The sequence below is a fragment of the Sphingobacterium sp. UGAL515B_05 genome (assembly GCF_033097525.1).
In the GTDB taxonomy this organism is placed as follows: Bacteria; Bacteroidota; Bacteroidia; order Sphingobacteriales; family Sphingobacteriaceae; genus Sphingobacterium.
In genome coordinates this window covers 2,012,532-2,030,285 of sequence record NZ_CP109907.1, presented here as the reverse complement: position 1 = coordinate 2,030,285, position 17,754 = coordinate 2,012,532, and the positions used below count along the sequence as shown (strand labels likewise).

Annotated in this window: 11 protein-coding genes, 2 tRNA genes and 3 rRNA genes; 7 read left to right on the top strand and 9 right to left on the bottom strand. The window is 42.1% G+C overall.

What is annotated here, in order from left to right:
• Positions 1-4: 4 nt before the first annotated feature.
• Positions 5-1,234: an FtsX-like permease family protein gene (locus OK025_RS08230; RefSeq protein ID WP_317669061.1), complete on the top strand. Its 1,230-nt coding sequence runs from the start codon at positions 5-7 to the stop codon at positions 1,232-1,234.
• Here the strand turns inward: OK025_RS08230 and OK025_RS08225 are convergent.
• Both OK025_RS08225 and OK025_RS08220 read right to left on the bottom strand, forming a co-directional pair.
• A complete protein-coding gene (locus tag OK025_RS08225; protein ID WP_317669060.1) occupies positions 1,231-1,878 on the bottom strand; it encodes a hypothetical protein in 648 nt (215 codons plus the stop codon). The genes OK025_RS08230 and OK025_RS08225 overlap by 4 nt on opposite strands.
• A 57-nt stretch (positions 1,879-1,935) precedes the next feature.
• Positions 1,936-2,211 carry a NifU family protein gene (locus tag OK025_RS08220; RefSeq protein WP_075990344.1) on the bottom strand — a complete coding sequence of 92 codons (276 nt, stop codon included), beginning with the start codon at positions 2,209-2,211 and terminating at the stop codon, positions 1,936-1,938.
• 242 nt (positions 2,212-2,453) lie between these two features.
• Here OK025_RS08220 and OK025_RS08215 point away from each other — a divergent pair, with 242 nt between their 5' ends.
• From OK025_RS08215 to coaBC, 3 genes are read left to right on the top strand one after another with little or no spacing between them, the layout of a single operon-like run.
• Complete coding sequence (locus tag OK025_RS08215; protein WP_317669059.1) at positions 2,454-3,383, top strand: outer membrane protein assembly factor BamD; 930 nt, start codon at positions 2,454-2,456, stop codon at positions 3,381-3,383.
• The gene (locus OK025_RS08210) at positions 3,367-3,696 is read left to right on the top strand and encodes a DNA-directed RNA polymerase subunit omega (RefSeq protein WP_075990346.1); all 330 of its coding nucleotides are present in this window, start codon (positions 3,367-3,369) and stop codon (positions 3,694-3,696) included. Before OK025_RS08215 ends, OK025_RS08210 begins: the two co-directional genes overlap by 17 nt.
• Before the next feature lie 10 nt (positions 3,697-3,706).
• Complete coding sequence (gene coaBC, locus OK025_RS08205) at positions 3,707-4,903, top strand: bifunctional phosphopantothenoylcysteine decarboxylase/phosphopantothenate--cysteine ligase CoaBC (RefSeq protein ID WP_317669058.1); 1,197 nt, start codon at positions 3,707-3,709, stop codon at positions 4,901-4,903.
• 60 nt (positions 4,904-4,963) lie between these two features.
• Here coaBC and OK025_RS08200 read toward each other — a convergent pair whose 3' ends face one another.
• Positions 4,964-6,331 (bottom strand): methyltransferase RsmF C-terminal domain-like protein, encoded by a 1,368-nt coding sequence (locus OK025_RS08200; RefSeq protein ID WP_317669057.1) that lies wholly within the window; start codon positions 6,329-6,331, stop codon positions 4,964-4,966.
• A gap of 88 nt (positions 6,332-6,419) precedes the next feature.
• Between OK025_RS08200 and OK025_RS08195 the strand changes: the two genes are divergently transcribed.
• Positions 6,420-6,806, top strand: coding sequence for an SRPBCC domain-containing protein (locus tag OK025_RS08195; RefSeq protein ID WP_317669056.1), 387 nt, complete (start codon positions 6,420-6,422; stop codon positions 6,804-6,806).
• Positions 6,807-7,574: 768 nt separating this feature from the next.
• Here OK025_RS08195 and rrf read toward each other — a convergent pair.
• The 6 genes from rrf to OK025_RS08165 all read right to left on the bottom strand — a co-directional run bounded on the left by rrf (position 7,575) and on the right by OK025_RS08165 (position 13,004).
• A 5S ribosomal RNA gene (gene rrf, locus OK025_RS08190) occupies positions 7,575-7,686 on the bottom strand.
• A 125-nt stretch (positions 7,687-7,811) separates the two neighbouring features.
• A 23S ribosomal RNA gene (locus OK025_RS08185) occupies positions 7,812-10,692 on the bottom strand.
• 228 nt (positions 10,693-10,920) lie between these two features.
• Positions 10,921-10,994, bottom strand: a tRNA-Ala gene (locus OK025_RS08180).
• 11 nt (positions 10,995-11,005) lie between these two features.
• Positions 11,006-11,079, bottom strand: a tRNA-Ile gene (locus OK025_RS08175).
• 120 nt (positions 11,080-11,199) lie between these two features.
• A 16S ribosomal RNA gene (locus tag OK025_RS08170) occupies positions 11,200-12,729 on the bottom strand.
• Together the 16S, 23S and 5S rRNA genes with 2 tRNA genes alongside form the textbook arrangement of a ribosomal RNA operon.
• A 113-nt stretch (positions 12,730-12,842) precedes the next feature.
• Positions 12,843-13,004 carry a hypothetical protein gene (locus OK025_RS08165; RefSeq protein ID WP_317667786.1) on the bottom strand — a complete coding sequence of 54 codons (162 nt, stop codon included), beginning with the start codon at positions 13,002-13,004 and terminating at the stop codon, positions 12,843-12,845.
• Positions 13,005-14,275: 1,271 nt separating this feature from the next.
• On the opposite strand from OK025_RS08165, the gene OK025_RS08160 reads away from it, so the two are divergent.
• Positions 14,276-15,460: a Pycsar system effector family protein gene (locus tag OK025_RS08160; protein ID WP_317669055.1), complete on the top strand. Its 1,185-nt coding sequence runs from the start codon at positions 14,276-14,278 to the stop codon at positions 15,458-15,460.
• 174 nt (positions 15,461-15,634) lie between these two features.
• Positions 15,635-17,656 carry a polyphosphate kinase 1 gene (gene ppk1 / locus OK025_RS08155; RefSeq protein WP_317669054.1) on the top strand — a complete coding sequence of 674 codons (2,022 nt, stop codon included), beginning with the start codon at positions 15,635-15,637 and terminating at the stop codon, positions 17,654-17,656.
• Positions 17,657-17,754: the final 98 nt, after the last annotated feature.

The window sequence follows — 17,754 nt, the reverse complement described above, 5'->3', positions numbered from 1 at the left end:
AGCCATGAATCTGCCATTTCTATTTGCTAAAAGATATCTGTTTTCTAAGAAATCAGTAAACGCCATTAACATCATCTCATCTATTAGTGTTATCGGCGTAATGGTAAGTAGTGCAGCACTGATTATTTTGCTGTCTTCTTTCAATGGTATGGAACAGTTGATCCTTTCTATGTACAGTAAGTTTGCCCCTGAGTTGAAGATTGAGCCCCAAAAAGGAAAACTTTTTGACAGCAAACAGAATGTCTTCACCGAGTTACGAAGAGATACCAACGTGATTCATTACACCGAAGTGTTACAAGAAAAGGTCTTGCTACAATATGCAAATAGACAATTTATTGCAAATATAAAAGGCATCGAACCCGAATCGTTAAGTAGAAAGACCGGAGACAGTATTATCGTAGATGGCCAATACGAAGTTAGCCATGATTCTACTAACCTTGCCATTTTAGGAGCCAGCGTCCAGGCAAATCTGGCAATTCCCATGCAGAACTCCACGGAACAAATTCAAGTGTATTCCCCAAGAAAAGGAGTAAAAAATTCTTCAAATCCAGCTGAGGAGTTCAATATCCGATCCATTTCTCCAGGAGGGGTATTACGCTATCAACAAGATTTTGATAATTTGATTATTACACCGATTTCATTTGCGAAAGAAGTTCTTGGAGAATATGATCGCGTTTCATCGATTGAATTTTATCTAAAAGATGGTGTAGATATTAATTCATTTGGGCAAGCCTTACAGAAGAAAATTGGACCAGATTATATCGTAAAGAATAGAGAAAAACAAAATCCTACTTTATATAAAAATGTACGTGTCGAACGCTGGGTAGTCTTTTTTATACTTACCTTGATAAGTGTGATTGCGATCTTTAATATTGTCGGCTCTTTAACCATGCTTGTGCTAGACAAACAAAAGGATATGACAATCCTCAAAGGACTAGGTGGCGGAAATGATCTAATTCAACGTATTTTCTTTTATGAAGGCCTTATGATCGGCATTATTGGGTGTGTATTAGGCCTACTAATAGGTGGCATATTCAATTATATCCAGTCGGCCTATGGAATTATCCGTGTAGAAGATGGAGCTAATACAATTATTGATAGCTATCCTATGGTAAGTAGTTGGAGTGACTACATTTTGGTGTTTGTAACGGTAACCAGTATCTCTGGTTTAGTTTCCTATTTCTCAGCAAAATTAAGTGTCAGAGAATTAAATAAATTAAAGGCGACTGATTAATAACTGGAGCTTTTTCTGCTCTGACTACCTTTTGTAATCTGTTGGATTAAACTGCCCCATGCAAAAGGGTTTAACAATGGATTAGCGTAACGTTGGTTGATGACTTTATTATTCATCGTATTAAAGCTCTGCGCATTGTTAATTGAACGCATTTCATTTCCATCACGTGGCATCACAGCAGCCATAGCTGCCAAAGACTCATAAGATAGGGACCTCCTTACTCTTACGATGTTATCTTCAGAAACGTCCAGATTCATAAATGCAATGTTAAACTCTTCGATGCTTGCCCATGGATAGGGTGTTACCATCGGGAGTTCCGTAACCAGGTTTTGCATAATGATATTTGCGGTATATTTATCTCCAGGAACTTCTGGAATAGTGACAATTAAAGGATCAAAACCGACGGAAGTAAAACGAATGGTGTCTCCAACATGCGCTACAAAAGAAAAATAGCCCTCGTTATTTGCCGCAAATGCTTCATTCCGAAAAGATAAATTTGTGGCAGTCGCATAACCGACAGGAAATCCAGACCCAACCGTTGTTACGATACCGGAATACTGAATAATCTTCCTTTCCTGAGCATGTAAAGCAGAGGTATAAAAAAACAGGAATACAGCAAATAATATAGAAACCAGCAACTTCATAGAACAAATTTAAACAAAAGTAGCCGAACTAGCCGTTAAATTGTGTTAATAGAACAACTAATTAACAGGGGGTAAAGTTGCTTCTGGGGAATCGGGATCCGTCAAATTAATAGCCTCCACTGCTGTAATTTCAGGAACAGCTTTCTTAATCGCCTGCTCCAAACCAGCTTTAAAGGTCATAATGCTCATTGAACATGAAGCACAAGCTCCCAATAGTTTTAAACGCACGACATTATCCGCTGTAATCTCTTCAACACTCACATTTCCGCCATCAGTCTCCAAATATGGTCTCAAGGTATCTAATGCTTGCTCCACTTTTTCTTTTAAAGTCATACTCTTAATGCTATTCAATGATTGTAATATGTAAAGATAATCAAATATTTTAAATTGTATATTTTTGGGCCTCGCTACCAATGGAAAAACAACAAGTAGATGACAATATATCCTTTTCTTAGCTCCAATCGAGTTAAAGAATGTTAATAAGAAATGTTGTTTTTGCGATCAAATAATTATTAAACTATATTGCGCAGTAAAATTTAATTGATTAGTATAACAAATTCACTTATCTTTGTAAAATGTTTTTAAATAGGCGTATAGCGGCTATCTGTGCCGGCATGATGTTTCTATTGGTATTTACTGGTTGTAAAAGTAAATTTGAGAAATTGCGCGCAAGCAATAACATCGCTCAAAAGTACGAAGAGGCCGTAAAACTTTATGAGAAAAAGAAATATACAAAGGCGTTAGTTTTGTTTGATGACTTGCGGACCAAGTTCCGTGGACAAGCTGAAGCAGAAAATATTTACTATTATTTGGCATTTGCCAATTACCGTCTAAAAGATTATACATCTGCAGCATTTCACTTTAAAGATTTTGCGGATGTTTATCCAAATAGTGCAAGAGCAGAGGAATGTAGATTTATGCATGCCTATTGTTATTACTTGGATTCCCCGAGATCGACGTTAGATCAAGCAAATACAAGAAAGGCAATAGATGCATTACAGCTCTTTGTCAATCTCTATCCCGAATCGGAACGGTCCAAAGAAGCCGCCGATCTTATTCAGAAATTAAGAGATAAGCTTGAGCTTAAAGCATTTGCCAATGCGAGACTGTATTATGACATGGGGCTTAATGATGATTATAGGGCCGCTGTCATTGCATTACAGAATGTATTAAAAGAATATCCTGATACAAAATATGCAGAAGAGATTGAGTTTTTAACCTTAAAAGCACAATACATATATGCATCCAAAAGTATCTTCCTGAAACAAGAAAGTAGATTTGATGAAGCCTTGGATTATTACCGTAACTTCGCTAGTAATTTTCCAAATAGCAAACATATGAAAGAGGCCGAATCTCTTCGCGAAGACTCTGAGAAAGGAATTAAAACCGCTCTCTCTCAAGTGAAGGAGTATAATAAGGCCCTTGCAGAACAGGAAGTTTATATCAAAGAACAAAAGGCGAAAAAAGAAAAAGAAAATACCCAAAAAGATGAGTCAAAAAAATAACAATTCAATTCCAAACTCTACAGTTACACGTGACTTGAGACAATTGGACAAAGGCACAGACAATCTCTATGAATCTATTGTAGTTATTTCTAAACGCGCGAACCAAATTGCAGTAGACATTAAAGAAGAATTGAACGGAAAACTTGCAGAATTTGCAAGTAACAACGATAACTTAGAAGAGGTATTCGAAAATCGTGAGCAAATAGAGATTTCAAAACATTACGAACGCATGCCGAAGCCTACTTTGGTTGCAATTGATGAATTTTTACACGATAAAGTGTACTACAGAAATCCTTCAAAAGAGCAGGACTAATCCTTAAACAATGGCTTTAGCTGGGAAAAATATTGTAATTGCTGTATGCGGCAGTATTGCCGCATACAAGATTGCAACCCTCATTCGGCTGTTGGTAAAAGCAGATGCCCAGGTTAACGTAATCATGTCAAAAGAAGCGACAGCCTTTATCACCCCGCTTACGCTTTCTACACTCTCCAAAAATCCTGTTTTAATAGATTACTATCAGCCCAATACGGGGGAATGGAATAATCATGTCGAAATTGCACTAAAAGCGGATTACATTTTAGTCGCACCAGCGACAGCAAATACACTTGCTAAGATGGCCAATGGATTTTGCGACAACCTCCTTACTGCTGTATATCTATCCGCTAAATGTCCGGTGCTGTTCGCTCCAGCAATGGATTTAGATATGTGGAAACACCCTTCTACACAATCCAATATCAATAAACTTATTTCTTATGGTAATACCCTAATTCCTCCGGGAAAAGGGGAGCTGGCCAGTGGCTTAGTGGGTGAGGGACGTTTGGCGGAACCAGAAGAAATACTGGATTTCTTAGTTAAGTTTTCGGAGGGAAACTTGCCCTTAGCAGGAAAGAAAGCGTTGGTATCTGCAGGACCAACTTATGAAGCTATAGACCCTGTTCGTTTCATTGGTAATCATTCTAGTGGAAAAATGGGTTATGCTATCGCCGGACAACTTAAGGTACTTGGAGCAGATGTGACCTTAGTTTCGGGGCCAAGTGCCTTAAAAATACCTGAAGGTGTACATGCAATCTCAGTAACCTCGGCGGCAGAGATGTTAAATGCCTGCGAAGCGCATTTTGAAGCGGCAGATATCGTTGTGATGAGCGCTGCTGTGGCAGATTATACACCGGTTAAGGTCGCCACCCAAAAAATAAAAAAGAAAGAAAGCGAATTTTCCATCGAACTGAAGAAAACAACAGATATTTTGGCCACTTTAGGCGCTAAAAAGAAAGAGAATCAATTGCTCGTTGGATTTGCATTGGAAACCAATAATGAGCTTGAGAATGCGAAAGACAAATTAGTTCGGAAAAACCTGGATTTTATTGTGCTTAATTCCATGCAGGATAAAGGAGCTGGATTTGCAACCGATACCAATAAAGTCACTATAATCGATCGATCGGGAAATACCCATGAGTTTAGTCTAAAATCCAAAGAAGAAGTTGCAAAAGATATCTGTTCAATTATCATCAGCCTTTCTTAAGCAAAAACTTTTATAAGCAGTACTTCCGAAGCTCAACCCGAATATATCTAAAAATAAATTTTACAAATTTACAATCCTCAATTCTTTTGGGTAATAGTTATTGATTCGATTGGTCAACACCTTCATCCAGCCCAAAGGTTTATCTTTAAAACTTGCTATTGTCCATCCTTGGAGACTTTCGCCGATCATATCCACAACTACATTTTCCTTTCTAAGGTAATTACGTGCTTCTTCAAGCGATAATTCCATCGATTGAAAGCCTTTGGTCAAATGATTACTCAAAGCCAGTGCGTGGCTTGGTATTAACTCTTTCCTGTTGAGCTTTCCCACATTTGTTCCAGCGTTCTTAAGATAAAGTACATTTTGTAGGTACTTTAGATCATGCTCGTACATTTTTGGGAAAATATATACATCCTCATGATGAAGAAAAGTATGAAAACTAGCACTATCCGAAATCCAATTATCTAAAATTCCTTTGGGTACATCTGATTTCTCCGGTTTATTTCGCTTTCTATTGAATGTTTCCTGCTCACCAACCTTCTTAAGGACAGCAATAAAAAAGCCCTCTCCACCTAATTTATGCGGGTAAAATCGATAACCGTGTGCACGATGCTTATTAGAATTTGTATGGTCAATTCCCCAATGCTCTTCAATAGCTACCTCAACAGATTCGAAATCACCACTATCCAATAGCCAATCGACGATATCCTCATTTTCCTCTGGAGAGTAAGAACAGGTTGAGTAGAACAAATATCCACCCTTTTTCAACGTAGCCAAACTTTCGGCCAAAATCCGCTGTTGTCTTTCACTACAAAGCTTAACATTAGCCTCAGACCATTCTTCTATGGCATCGGTATCTTTTCTAAACATGCCTGATCCAGAACAAGGGGCATCAACAACTATCAAATCGAAATATCCAGGAAGGCGATTAAACGCCGCTGGGTCATTATTTGTAGTTACTGTGTTAGCATTACCCCATTTCATTAGGTTATCTTGCAGGATTGTAACCCTAGTCTTAATAATTTCATTCGCAACCAAGAGCGATTCCGGATGTAAGCTACTGTTTAATAATGTTGATTTTCCTCCTGGAGCACCACATAAATCCAATGCCCGAATACTATCTGTATGTAACTTTAAATGCTGAATAATATGATCTATGAACATGGAAGAAGCATCCTGTGGATAATAAGCTCCGGCATGAAATAAAGGGTCTAATGTAAATACTGGACGATCCTGAAGATAATAAGCCATATTGCACCAGGGAACTCGCCCTGCATTAGGAAACGGACAATCTTCTAATTTATTAGGGTTTAGGCGTATTGCCGTCGCCCGAATACCTTCCTCATGTATCTTAATAAATGCATCAGTATCAAATAACGGATTCACTCCTAACTTTTTCACTAAAGAATTTGGCAGAAAATTACTCATGTTGCGCTAATAGTTTGCGATAAAATTAAGATAAATAAAAATGAAGTCAAAATAAGTGGTAAATTACAAGAAAGCGTAACTTTACACCATGAAAGAATTCAAGAAATATGCTATTATTCCTGCAACTCCAGAGGAGCTGTATCTTGCATTAACGACCGAAATTACCGCGCGTCTTTGGACAGGCGACCTTGTGTCAATAGACGCTACTGTCAATGGGGAATTCTCTTTGTGGGATAGTGCTATAACTGGCCGATTCTTGGAACTGGAACCATCGACAAAAATTGTACAGGAATGGTATTTCGGTGAAACAGACACCCCTTCCATTGTCACACTAAAACTGCATGAACATAAAAAAGGAACATCCTTGGAAATTAGACAGACAAATATACCCGATGAAGACTTCGAAAACATTTCGGATGGGTGGGAAGATCCTTATGTCTCATCGTTGATCGACTTTTATACTGAAGAAGACTAAAACAATACCAGTATTCCTTACAGGAATACGATAATAACCGAAAAATTGAGGTATTTGTATTCCTTATAGACCGTTGGCAATACAGATACCTTTTTTCTTAGTTTTTCTTCCCGCATTTACTTTCCCATATAGCCAACAGTCATTCATAATTCACACTTAAACTTAGGAGTAGTTTTGCTGTCAAAATAAGTTAATTAAGGTAACTACAATTTCTCCATCATCGTTTAATTCTACGGCTAACCCTGATGAAATATCCGACAACAACCCCAGCTCTATAATTCGTACATTCTCTCAGACAAGTTACTCTTTTTATAAGCTGCTTGATAATAGAGACTAATAATAACAAACAATAGGCAATTACAACGATCGAAAGGCACTATATCTTTAGAAAAAACCGTATCCCTGTAGCGAATATAAAATGGGGGAGATAGTTACAATAATTAATAGTATAAGTCGGTGGCTAACGATATGTAACTGTAAAAATAACCGAAATAGGTAGTTCGTCGTCCAAAGCCCACAGACTCACGCCAGGAACCATTTCAAAGCCATCATTTTATAGCAGGAGAGCGGGGCATATTCCCACCGATAGGTATTATAGCGGTATCTGACCTTCAGCTCCTGAGTAAAATAGCTGCTATCTTTCAGAGTGCTGCGATAAACAATATATAGAGGATATGCAGTGATGGTCAGTGGCGGAAGTGTTATGGCCATGGAAGTATCTAAACGAAAGAAGCCCTTGACTGTTTCCAGCAAGGGCTTCCGTGTAAAAAAAGGCACCGACCTACTCTCCCACCTGTTACGGCAATACCATCGGCTCTGGCGGGCTTGACTGCTCTGTTCGGAATGGGAAGAGGTAGACACCGCCGATATAGGCACCTAAAAATCTTTATTGGATGATCTATGACATTCATATCATGTGATCATGCCAACTGACATATGTATTGAAAGAGGTTCGTTTCCTGTATGTTTCAAAAATTAAAGAGGAAGACAACAGTGTCTGTCTGCTTGAGAAAGCTTCGGGCTATTAGTACCACTTGGCTTTGGTCTCTCAACCTTTACACCTATGGCCTATCAACGTAGTCATCTTCTACGACCCTATAAGGAAGTCTCATCTCGTGGCTAGTTTCGCACTTAGATGCTTTCAGCGCTTATCTATTCCAGACGTAGCTACCCTGCCGTACACCTGGCGGCATAACAGGTTCACCAGAGGTCTGTCCAACCCGGTCCTCTCGTACTAAGGTCAGATCCACTCAAACTTCCAACGCCCACAACAGATAGGGACCGAACTGTCTCGCGACGTTCTGAACCCAGCTCGCGTGCCACTTTAATGGGCGAACAGCCCAACCCTTGGGACCTTCTCCAGCCCCAGGATGTGACGAGCCGACATCGAGGTGCCAAACCTCCCCGTCGATATGAGCTCTTGGGGGAGATCAGCCTGTTATCCCCAGCGTACCTTTTATCCTTTGAGCGATGGCCCTTCCATACAGAACCACCGGATCACTATGTCCGTCTTTCGACCCTGTTCGACTTGTCGGTCTCACAGTCAAGCAAGCTTATGCCATTGCACTCCACGTACGGTTACCAAGCGTACTGAGCTTACCTTTGAAAGCCTCCGTTACCTTTTTGGAGGCGACCACCCCAGTCAAACTACCCACCAAACAATGTCCTCGCCATAGGGAGTTAGAAACCGAATACAGAAAGGGCGGTATTTCAAGGTTGATTCCATGACTCCTGGCGAAGCCACTTCAACATCTCCCGCCTATCCTACACATCCTGTACCCAATCTCAATGTTAAGCTATAGTGAAGGTGCATGGGGTCTTTCCGTCCCGTTGCGGGTAATCGGCGTCTTCACCGATACCACAATTTCACCGAGCTCATGGCTGAGACAGCGCCCAGATCGTTACACCATTCGTGCAGGTCGGAACTTACCCGACAAGGAATTTCGCTACCTTAGGACCGTTATAGTTACGGCCGCCGTTTACTGGGGCTTCGATTCAATGCTTCTCTTGCGATGACATCCCCTCTTAACCTTCCAGCACCGGGCAGGTGTCAGGCCTTATACTTCATCTTGCGATTTTGCAAAGCCATATGTTTTTGTTAAACAGTCGCCTGGGCCTTTTCACTGCGGCTGCTCTTACGAGACAGCGCCCCTTCTCCCGAAGTTACAGGGCCATTTTGCCGAGTTCCTTAGCCATGACTCACTCGAGCACCTTAGGATTCTCTCCTCGACCACCTGTGTCGGTTTGCGGTACGGGTCTTCATAACCTGAAGCTTAGCGGGTTTTCTTGGAAGTCTGTTTACCTGCTCTATCAGCGCCACCGGAGCTTTGCTGTACTATTGGGTTTCAGCAGGGTCGGCGGATTTGCCTACCGTCCCTATACCTACGCCTTTCAACGAACTATTCCGTCAGTTCGCGGCAGTGTCACTACTCCGTCACCACATCGCAGTTATGAAGAGTACTGGAATATTAACCAGTTGTCCATCGGCTTGCCCCCTTCGGGTGCGCCTTAGGTCCCGACTGACCCTGATCCGATTAACGTTGATCAGGAAACCTTGGTCTTTCGGTGGGCGGGTTTCTCACCCGCCTTATCGTTACTTATGCCTACATTTGCTTTTCCATAACCTCCACAGTTCATTGCCAAACTGCTTCTCCGGCGATGGAATGCTCCCCTACCAGATGTACATCTTTCAGTACAAATCCATAGCTTCGGTACCGTTCTTGATGCCCGTTTATTATCCACGCCCGGCCGCTCGACTAGTGAGCTGTTACGCACTCTTTAAATGAATGGCTGCTTCCAAGCCAACATCCTAGCTGTCTGGGCAACCGGACCTCGTTAGTTCAACTTAGAACGAATTTGGGGACCTTAGCTGATGGTCTGGGTTCTTTCCCTCTCGGCCTTGGACCTTAGCACCCAAAGCCTCACTGCCGGCTATATTTGATAGCATTCGGAGTTCGTCTGGATTTGGTAGGATTTGACTCCCCCGCACCCAATCGGTAGCTCTACCTCTATCAAACTCTACGCCGACGCTGTTCCTAAAAACATTTCGGGGAGTACGAGCTATTTCCCAGTTTGATTGGCCTTTCACCCCTACCCTCAGGTCATCCGGAAACTTTTCAACGTTTATCGGTTCGGTCCTCCATTACATGTTACTGCAACTTCAACCTGCCCAAGGGTAGATCACAAGGTTTCGCGTCTACCTCATCTGACTATGCGCCCTATTAAGACTCGCTTTCGCTTCGGCTGCGTCCCTGAAGGACTTAACCTTGCCAGACAAGAGTAACTCGTAGGCTCATTATGCAAAAGGCACGCTGTCACAGGACCTGCCTGCTCCAACCGCTTGTAAGCACACGGTTTCAGGTTCTTTTCACTCCCCTGTTCGGGGTTCTTTTCACCTTTCCCTCACGGTACTGGTTCACTATCGGTCTCTCAGGAGTATTTAGCCTTACCAGATGGTGCTGGTGGATTCCCACAGGATTTCTCCGGTCCCGCGGTACTCAGGATACCACTATGTCAACATTCTTTACCTGTACGGGGCTCTCACCCTTGTCGCGCAGTTTCCCACCTGCTTCCAGTTCATAGCGCTGTACAATGTCGTGGTCCTACAACCCCGGTCATGCCGTAACATGACCGGTTTGGGCTCTTTCCCGTTCGCTCGCCACTACTTGGGAAATCATTGTTATTTTCTTCTCCTACGCCTACTTAGATGTTTCAGTTCAGCGCGTTCGCGTTTTATACGACTATTCTTCAAATAGTCAGGTTGCCCCATTCGGAAATCTCTGGATCAAGTCGCATTTGCCAATCCCCAAAGCTTATCGCAGCTTATCACGTCCTTCTTCGCCTCTGAGAGCCTAGGCATCCCCCGTGTGCCCTTATTTACTTTCTTCACCGGCATAGCCTTTTGCTACTATGCGGCTGCTTTTGATATATATACCCGTATGCTACGTAAAGATTCGTTCGGCATTCACCGAGGGTCTCCTCTCTACATCGAACACATACACGTATTGTCTCTATACTGTTGTCTTCTCTTGTAATTTTTTTTCTCTTTCAATATGTCAAAGAACTCTTTTTCCGGTATAGATGAAGTATATCGCTATATACTTCCCCGGAGATGTGGAGAATAACGGATTCGAACCGTTGACCCCCTGCGTGCAAGGCAGGTGCTCTAGCCAGCTGAGCTAATTCCCCAAACGTTTTCGTAGTCCCGAGCAGATTTGAACTGCTGACCCCTACATTATCAGTGTAGTGCTCTAACCAACTGAGCTACGGGACTAGCTTATCTTGTTCATCTCTTTCTCTCGGTCCTGCTCCCTTAGGGGCGGGCACTTTCTTCTGATGTTTTTTCTTCTGCAATCATATGTAACGTGACGAGCACCGATCTTCGATACTCTAGAAAGGAGGTATTCCAGCCGCACCTTCCGGTACGGCTACCTTGTTACGACTTAGCCCCAATTATCGGTTTTACCCTAACACGCTCCTTGCGGTAACATGCTTTAGGTACCCCCAACTTTCATGGCTTGACGGGCGGTGTGTACAAGGCCCGGGAACGTATTCACCGCGTCATTGCTGATACGCGATTACTAGCGAATCCAACTTCATGGGGTCGAGTTGCAGACCCCAATCCGAACTGTGAATGGCTTTTAGAGATTAGCATCATATTGCTATGTAGCTGCCCGCTGTACCATCCATTGTAGCACGTGTGTAGCCCCGGACGTAAGGGCCATGATGACTTGACGTCGTCCCCACCTTCCTCTCTGTTTGCACAGGCAGTCTGTTTAGAGTCCCCACCACTACATGCTGGCAACTAAACATAGGGGTTGCGCTCGTTGCGGGACTTAACCCAACACCTCACGGCACGAGCTGACGACAGCCATGCAGCACCTAGTTTCGTGTCCCGAAGGACGAGTGCGTCTCTGCACTCTTCACTAACTTTCAAGCCCGGGTAAGGTTCCTCGCGTATCATCGAATTAAACCACATGCTCCTCCGCTTGTGCGGGCCCCCGTCAATTCCTTTGAGTTTCACCCTTGCGGGCGTACTCCCCAGGTGGATAACTTAACGCTTTCGCTTGGACGCTGGCTGTCTATCGCCAACATCGAGTTATCATCGTTTAGGGCGTGGACTACCAGGGTATCTAATCCTGTTCGATCCCCACGCTTTCGTGCATCAGCGTCAATACCAGCTTAGTGAGCTGCCTTCGCAATCGGAGTTCTAAGACATATCTATGCATTTCACCGCTACTTGTCTTATTCCGCCCACTTCAAATGGATTCAAGCCCATCAGTATCAAAGGCACTGCGATGGTTGAGCCACCGTATTTCACCCCTGACTTAATAGGCCGCCTACGCACCCTTTAAACCCAATAAATCCGGATAACGCTCGGATCCTCCGTATTACCGCGGCTGCTGGCACGGAGTTAGCCGATCCTTATTCTTCCAGTACATTCAGCTAGATACACGTATCTAGGTTTATTCCTGGACAAAAGCAGTTTACAACCCATAGGGCAGTCATCCTGCACGCGGCATGGCTGGTTCAGGCTTCCGCCCATTGACCAATATTCCTTACTGCTGCCTCCCGTAGGAGTCTGGTCCGTGTCTCAGTACCAGTGTGGGGGATTCTCCTCTCAGAGCCCCTAGACATCGTCGCCTTGGTAAGCCGTTACCCTACCAACTAGCTAATGTCACGCGAGCCCATCTCTATCCTATAAATATTTAATCAACTGAACATGCGAACTGTTGATGTTATGCGGTGTTAATCTCTCTTTCGAGAGGCTATCCCCCTGATAGAGGTAGGTTGCTCACGCGTTACGCACCCGTGCGCCACTCTCACCATCTTCGAGCAAGCTCTCCGATGGATCCCGTCCGACTTGCATGTATTAGGCCTGCCGCTAGCGTTCATCCTGAGCCAGGATCAAACTCTCCATTGTAAAATGAAGTTTTTGATTCCAACTATTTATAATAATCAGAATTCTTTTTTTATATCTCTGATCTTGGATCGAATTGAACGAATTACTTGAATTTGTTCATGACTTTCGTTTGTCTACTCGTCACGCTTACATGATTGTGTTTTCTTAAAGAACTCTGTCGCTTCAACTTCCGTATCCGCTTTATTCCGATGGGCATTGCGCCACTCTTTATCGTTTTGTTTTTCCCTTCGTTTCCGTTGGGACTGCAAAGGTAGAAATCTTTTCTGAACTTCCAAAAACTTTTTAAGTTTTTTTTCTTTCCTCTTTTTTCGATTTCCGCGTTTAAAATAAACTGAGCGGGATTTTAGATCCTGCCAGACTTCTCTTAAACCCTTCTTTTTTCATGATTCCCTCTTTCGAGGTAACCGTCCCTCCCTTGCGGAGTGGTGCAAAGATAGGGAGTTTAGGAACAAACTTCCAAGCCTTTTGTTCTTATTTATTTCATTTTGTCCTTAACTGCCTGTAACGGTGCGAGATTCTTTTTGTAAAACAGGTGATCGGAGGGCTGGAATGGCTGATCCGGCCGCCAGATTGGGCCACATAGCGGCATCTGGCCGCAAAAACATCCTGAAATGCTCCTGCCGGATCTACTGCCCCCACCGACGCAGCATTGAAAAGGGAGACTGGGAACCGCAAACGTAGCCGACAGAGAACAACAGAGCTATGCAGCGTTTAATACCCCGGATAGGATAGGTATAATAGAGATAGGATGTGATCAGGAACCGCAACCGCGCAGGACACCGAAAAGAGGGGGCTTGCGCAAAAGAGTACTAAGTGACGGCCGGGAATACCAGCACAGCCAATACCCGCGACAGGGAGCCGGGCACAACAGACGGACGGGGATAGGGTGGGAAGATGGCAGCCAAAAGGTCAAAGAACAACAACAAGACAACAGAAATATCAGGCTGCATAATCCGGTCGGGATCTTCTGCCAAAAGCCTGCGCGGCCCCTCGGATAGAATCCGTACCGGAAAGACGGGAAAATTGTGCCGCCGGAAAGATGGCACCCAAGGATACCGCAGCACAGCTTATAAAAGGATGGTAGCATACAGAGCTCCTGATTTACCCATTTTTTAGCTATACTTTCTTACCACTTTACTTAGGGTTTAGTTAGGGTTTACTTAGGGTTTGTTTAGGTATAGCTTAGGTAATAGCTAAACGAACCCTAACTTAAGGCTAAACTAACTCTAGGTAAAAACTAAACTAAATGATAAGCAATCCAGAATTCTTCCTCCCTTAGGGAGGAACCATGAGGTCTCTCTCATCATAAAACGATCCAAACCCAGTCGGCCTGAGCGTCATGGCTTATATTGAAAAATCTTATCCGATTAACGATCTGTTTTAACAATCAACTATCTACTTATATAACAGGTAATTTTACAACTATTGGAATAATTCTTTTTTGAGTAAATTTGATCTAGGTTAATAAATAACAAAAAAGAAGACCTTATTTTTAAGAAATTAAAGATATTAAATACTTTTACTGCACATAAAACCATATTGGTCCATGATAGATTATGCTCAGCTTTTAAAACAGGTAGAAGAATATGCTGAAACTTATATTACAGAAAATATTTCAGTTTGCCATTGTTTTCACAATACAATACACACACGTTCTGTTGTCCGTGCTGCGGAGGAGATATCATCGCACTATAAACTAGGAGAGGAGGATCACTTTATCGTTATTAGTGCTGCCTACTTTCATGACCTTGGCTACGTTAAATCTGATAATGCCATCGGTCATGAGAAGATCAGTGTTGAAATTGCGCTCAATTTTCTCCAGGACAAAGGAATACCGGAAGCCATACAAGAAAAAATCAAAGGCTGCATTTTAGCAACGAGAATGCCTCAGGATCCAAAAAACCTGCTGGAACAAATTCTCTGTGACGCGGACCTATTTCATTTTGGGAATGAGGATTTCGTTAACAGAAACAAACTCATGAAAGCCGAAGCCGAAGCAGTACTCGGGAAGGAGATCGATAAAGACGTATGGCGGGCGGGCACAATCAAACTATTAAAGAGCCATCATTACCATACTGAATATGCGCAACAAAAGCTTAATGCCAAAAAGGAGATGAATCTAGAAGAACTGGAGAAAAAACAGGAGAAATCCATCTCAAAAAATAAAGAAAGTAAAAAAGAAGGCAAGAAAGAAAAGGAGAAAGGCGGTAAGCCAGAACGTGGGATAGAAACGATGTTCCGGATTACGTCCTCAAACAATCAGCGATTAAGCGACATGGCAGACAATAAGGCCAACATCTTATTAACGGTCAATTCCATTATCCTTTCCGTCGTGATTGCTGTCTTATTTCGGAAATTAGATGCCAACGAGCACCTTATTATCCCAACAATTATCTTAACAACGGCCGTGGTAGCAACCATGGTCATGGCAATACTATCAACAATACCCAAAATTCCCTCTGGCAAATTCTCAAAGGAGGAAATCAAACAAAAATCCGTCAATCTGCTCTTTTTTGGGAACTTTTACAAGATGAAACTCGACGACTACAACGAGGGCATGCAGAAGGTAATGGTCGATTCGGAATTTCTATATGGTATGCTCACTAAGGATGTTTATTCGCAAGGTGTGGTATTAGGCCGAAAATACAAACTTCTACGATACGCATATGGAATTTTTATGTTTGGCCTTGTTATATCCGTTGTTTCTTTTGTCTTCGCAACCATATTTTAATATGATATTTTAAATGCGATCCTATAAACACGCGAAATATACCGGTGTCATGATGTCCATACTTTCTTTTGTTTAAAAAGATGCGGCCTTTAAATCAATCATTAGCGACCAATAGACTGCATCATTTAATTGATGTTGTTGTAAGCATGTTGCCATAACCATAAATTTATACGGATGAAGAAGAAAGATCTTTATATCAACAGAGACATCAGCTGGCTGTCGTTCAATGATAGGGTACTTGACCAAGCTGGTCGCCAGGAGGTCCCTTTATTGGAAAAACTACAGTTTCTCGCTATTTTCTCATCCAATCTGGATGAATTTTATCGGGTTAGAATGCCTGTACTGATGGCTTGGAAAAAAATAATGAAGCAAACTCCTGGAGAGCTCATTCCGAACATAGATATTGGGACGTATAAAAAAGCATCAAAAACCATCAACAAACAACAGGGAAAATTTGGCCTAATACTAGCTGATATTATCCAAGAATTAGCAAAAGAAGATATACTCTTTATTTACAATCAAGCTATTCCAACGGAAATAGAAGATTTGGCAGCTCAATACTTCTTTAGTACAATTGCCTCCTACCTCCAAATTATCCCAATTGAGGATACTTCTTTTTTTCCGGTCAACAACCAGCTGTACTTCGCCGTTACAGACGACAATACTGGAGCGGTATACTTTCTAAATGTTCCTTCAAATCATATTGGTCGCTTTTTCACCTGTGAGACCAATGGGAATAAATATGTCTTGCTCATAGATGATATTATCAAAGCATTTTTTCCTGAAGCCATAAGAAATACATCATTAAATTTCTATTCCTTTAAAATCACAAGGGATGCGGAATTAAATCTCCAAGATGAATTTGAGGGTGATATTGCCCAAAAAATCGAGACGGAAGTCAATAAACGTGACCTTGGCTATGCGACACGCTTTCTATTCCAGCCAAATCTGCCAAAACAGTTGATAGAAACACTGGCAACACTATTTGATCTGCGGAAAAGTAGCATTGTCGAAGGCGGAAACTACCACAATCTCAAGGATCTATTTTCATTTCCGATTAAAATAGCGGAACATTCTTATCCAAAACAGCTGCAAATTAATACGAATCAGAATTTTAAGGAATCTATCTTTGACCAAATAGACCGAGAGGATCTGTTAATCTGTACTCCCTATGAATCGTTCGACCCCATACTGCGTTTTTTTAACGAGGCGGCGATAGATCCAACCGTAGACGAGATTTACACAACCTTATACCGTATCGCCGGTGATTCACATATTGCACAAGCACTCGCTACCGCAGCAAAAAATGGAAAAAAAGTCAATGTATTTGTCGAATTGAAAGCGCGCTTTGATGAAGCAAATAATATACATTGGGCTCGATTGATGAAAGAACAGGGGGTAAAAATTACCTATAGTATCCCCAATTTAAAAGTACACGCCAAAATAGCGCTGGTCAAACGCAAACAAGGTCGTGAAAGTGCATTGCTAGGTACAGGAAATCTAAATGAAAAAACGGCGAAGGTCTACACAGACTACTTCCTCATCACCTCAAATAAGCTATTAACCAACGAATTATCTATGCTATTCGAGTTTTTACCAGCCCGGAGAAAACCCCATAGTCCAAATGAGCTGCGTTTTAGTCATCTACTGATTGCACAGTTCAACCTCAAACATACATTTTTATCCCTGATCGACCAGGCCATCCAAGCTGCTAAGGCCGGAGACACAGCTACAATAAAAATTAAATTAAACAATCTGGAAGAAGAATCGTTAATCAATAAATTGTATGAAGCAAGCCGGGCAGGGGTAAAACTGCAGTTATTGGTTAGAGGAATCTGTAGACTAAAACCACAAGTACCTGGATTGAGCGACAACATTGTCGTGAAACGGATTGTAGGACGATATTTAGAACATGGCAGAATATTTATTTTTCAATATCAAGCCCAAAGCAACGTGTATCTAGGCTCTTCAGACTGGATGAACCGCAATATCTACCGACGTATAGAAACTTGCTTTCCGCTGTTGGATCTGACATTAGCATATCAAATACAGGAGCTGTTCGATATTCAGTTTGCGGACGACACCGAAGCAACTTTCCTGGATGAACATGGGCAAAATCAGGCAATAGAAACACAACAGAAGAATGTTTCTCAGCAACAAATCTTTAATTATTTGAAAGGTAAAATGAAAAAATAGGACTATTCAGCAGGGCATCCCATAAAAGCATGACCAGCCTGAAAGCCCAACAAAATAATCATTGCACGTAAGCTCATTCAGAAATCTGATGACTTCAT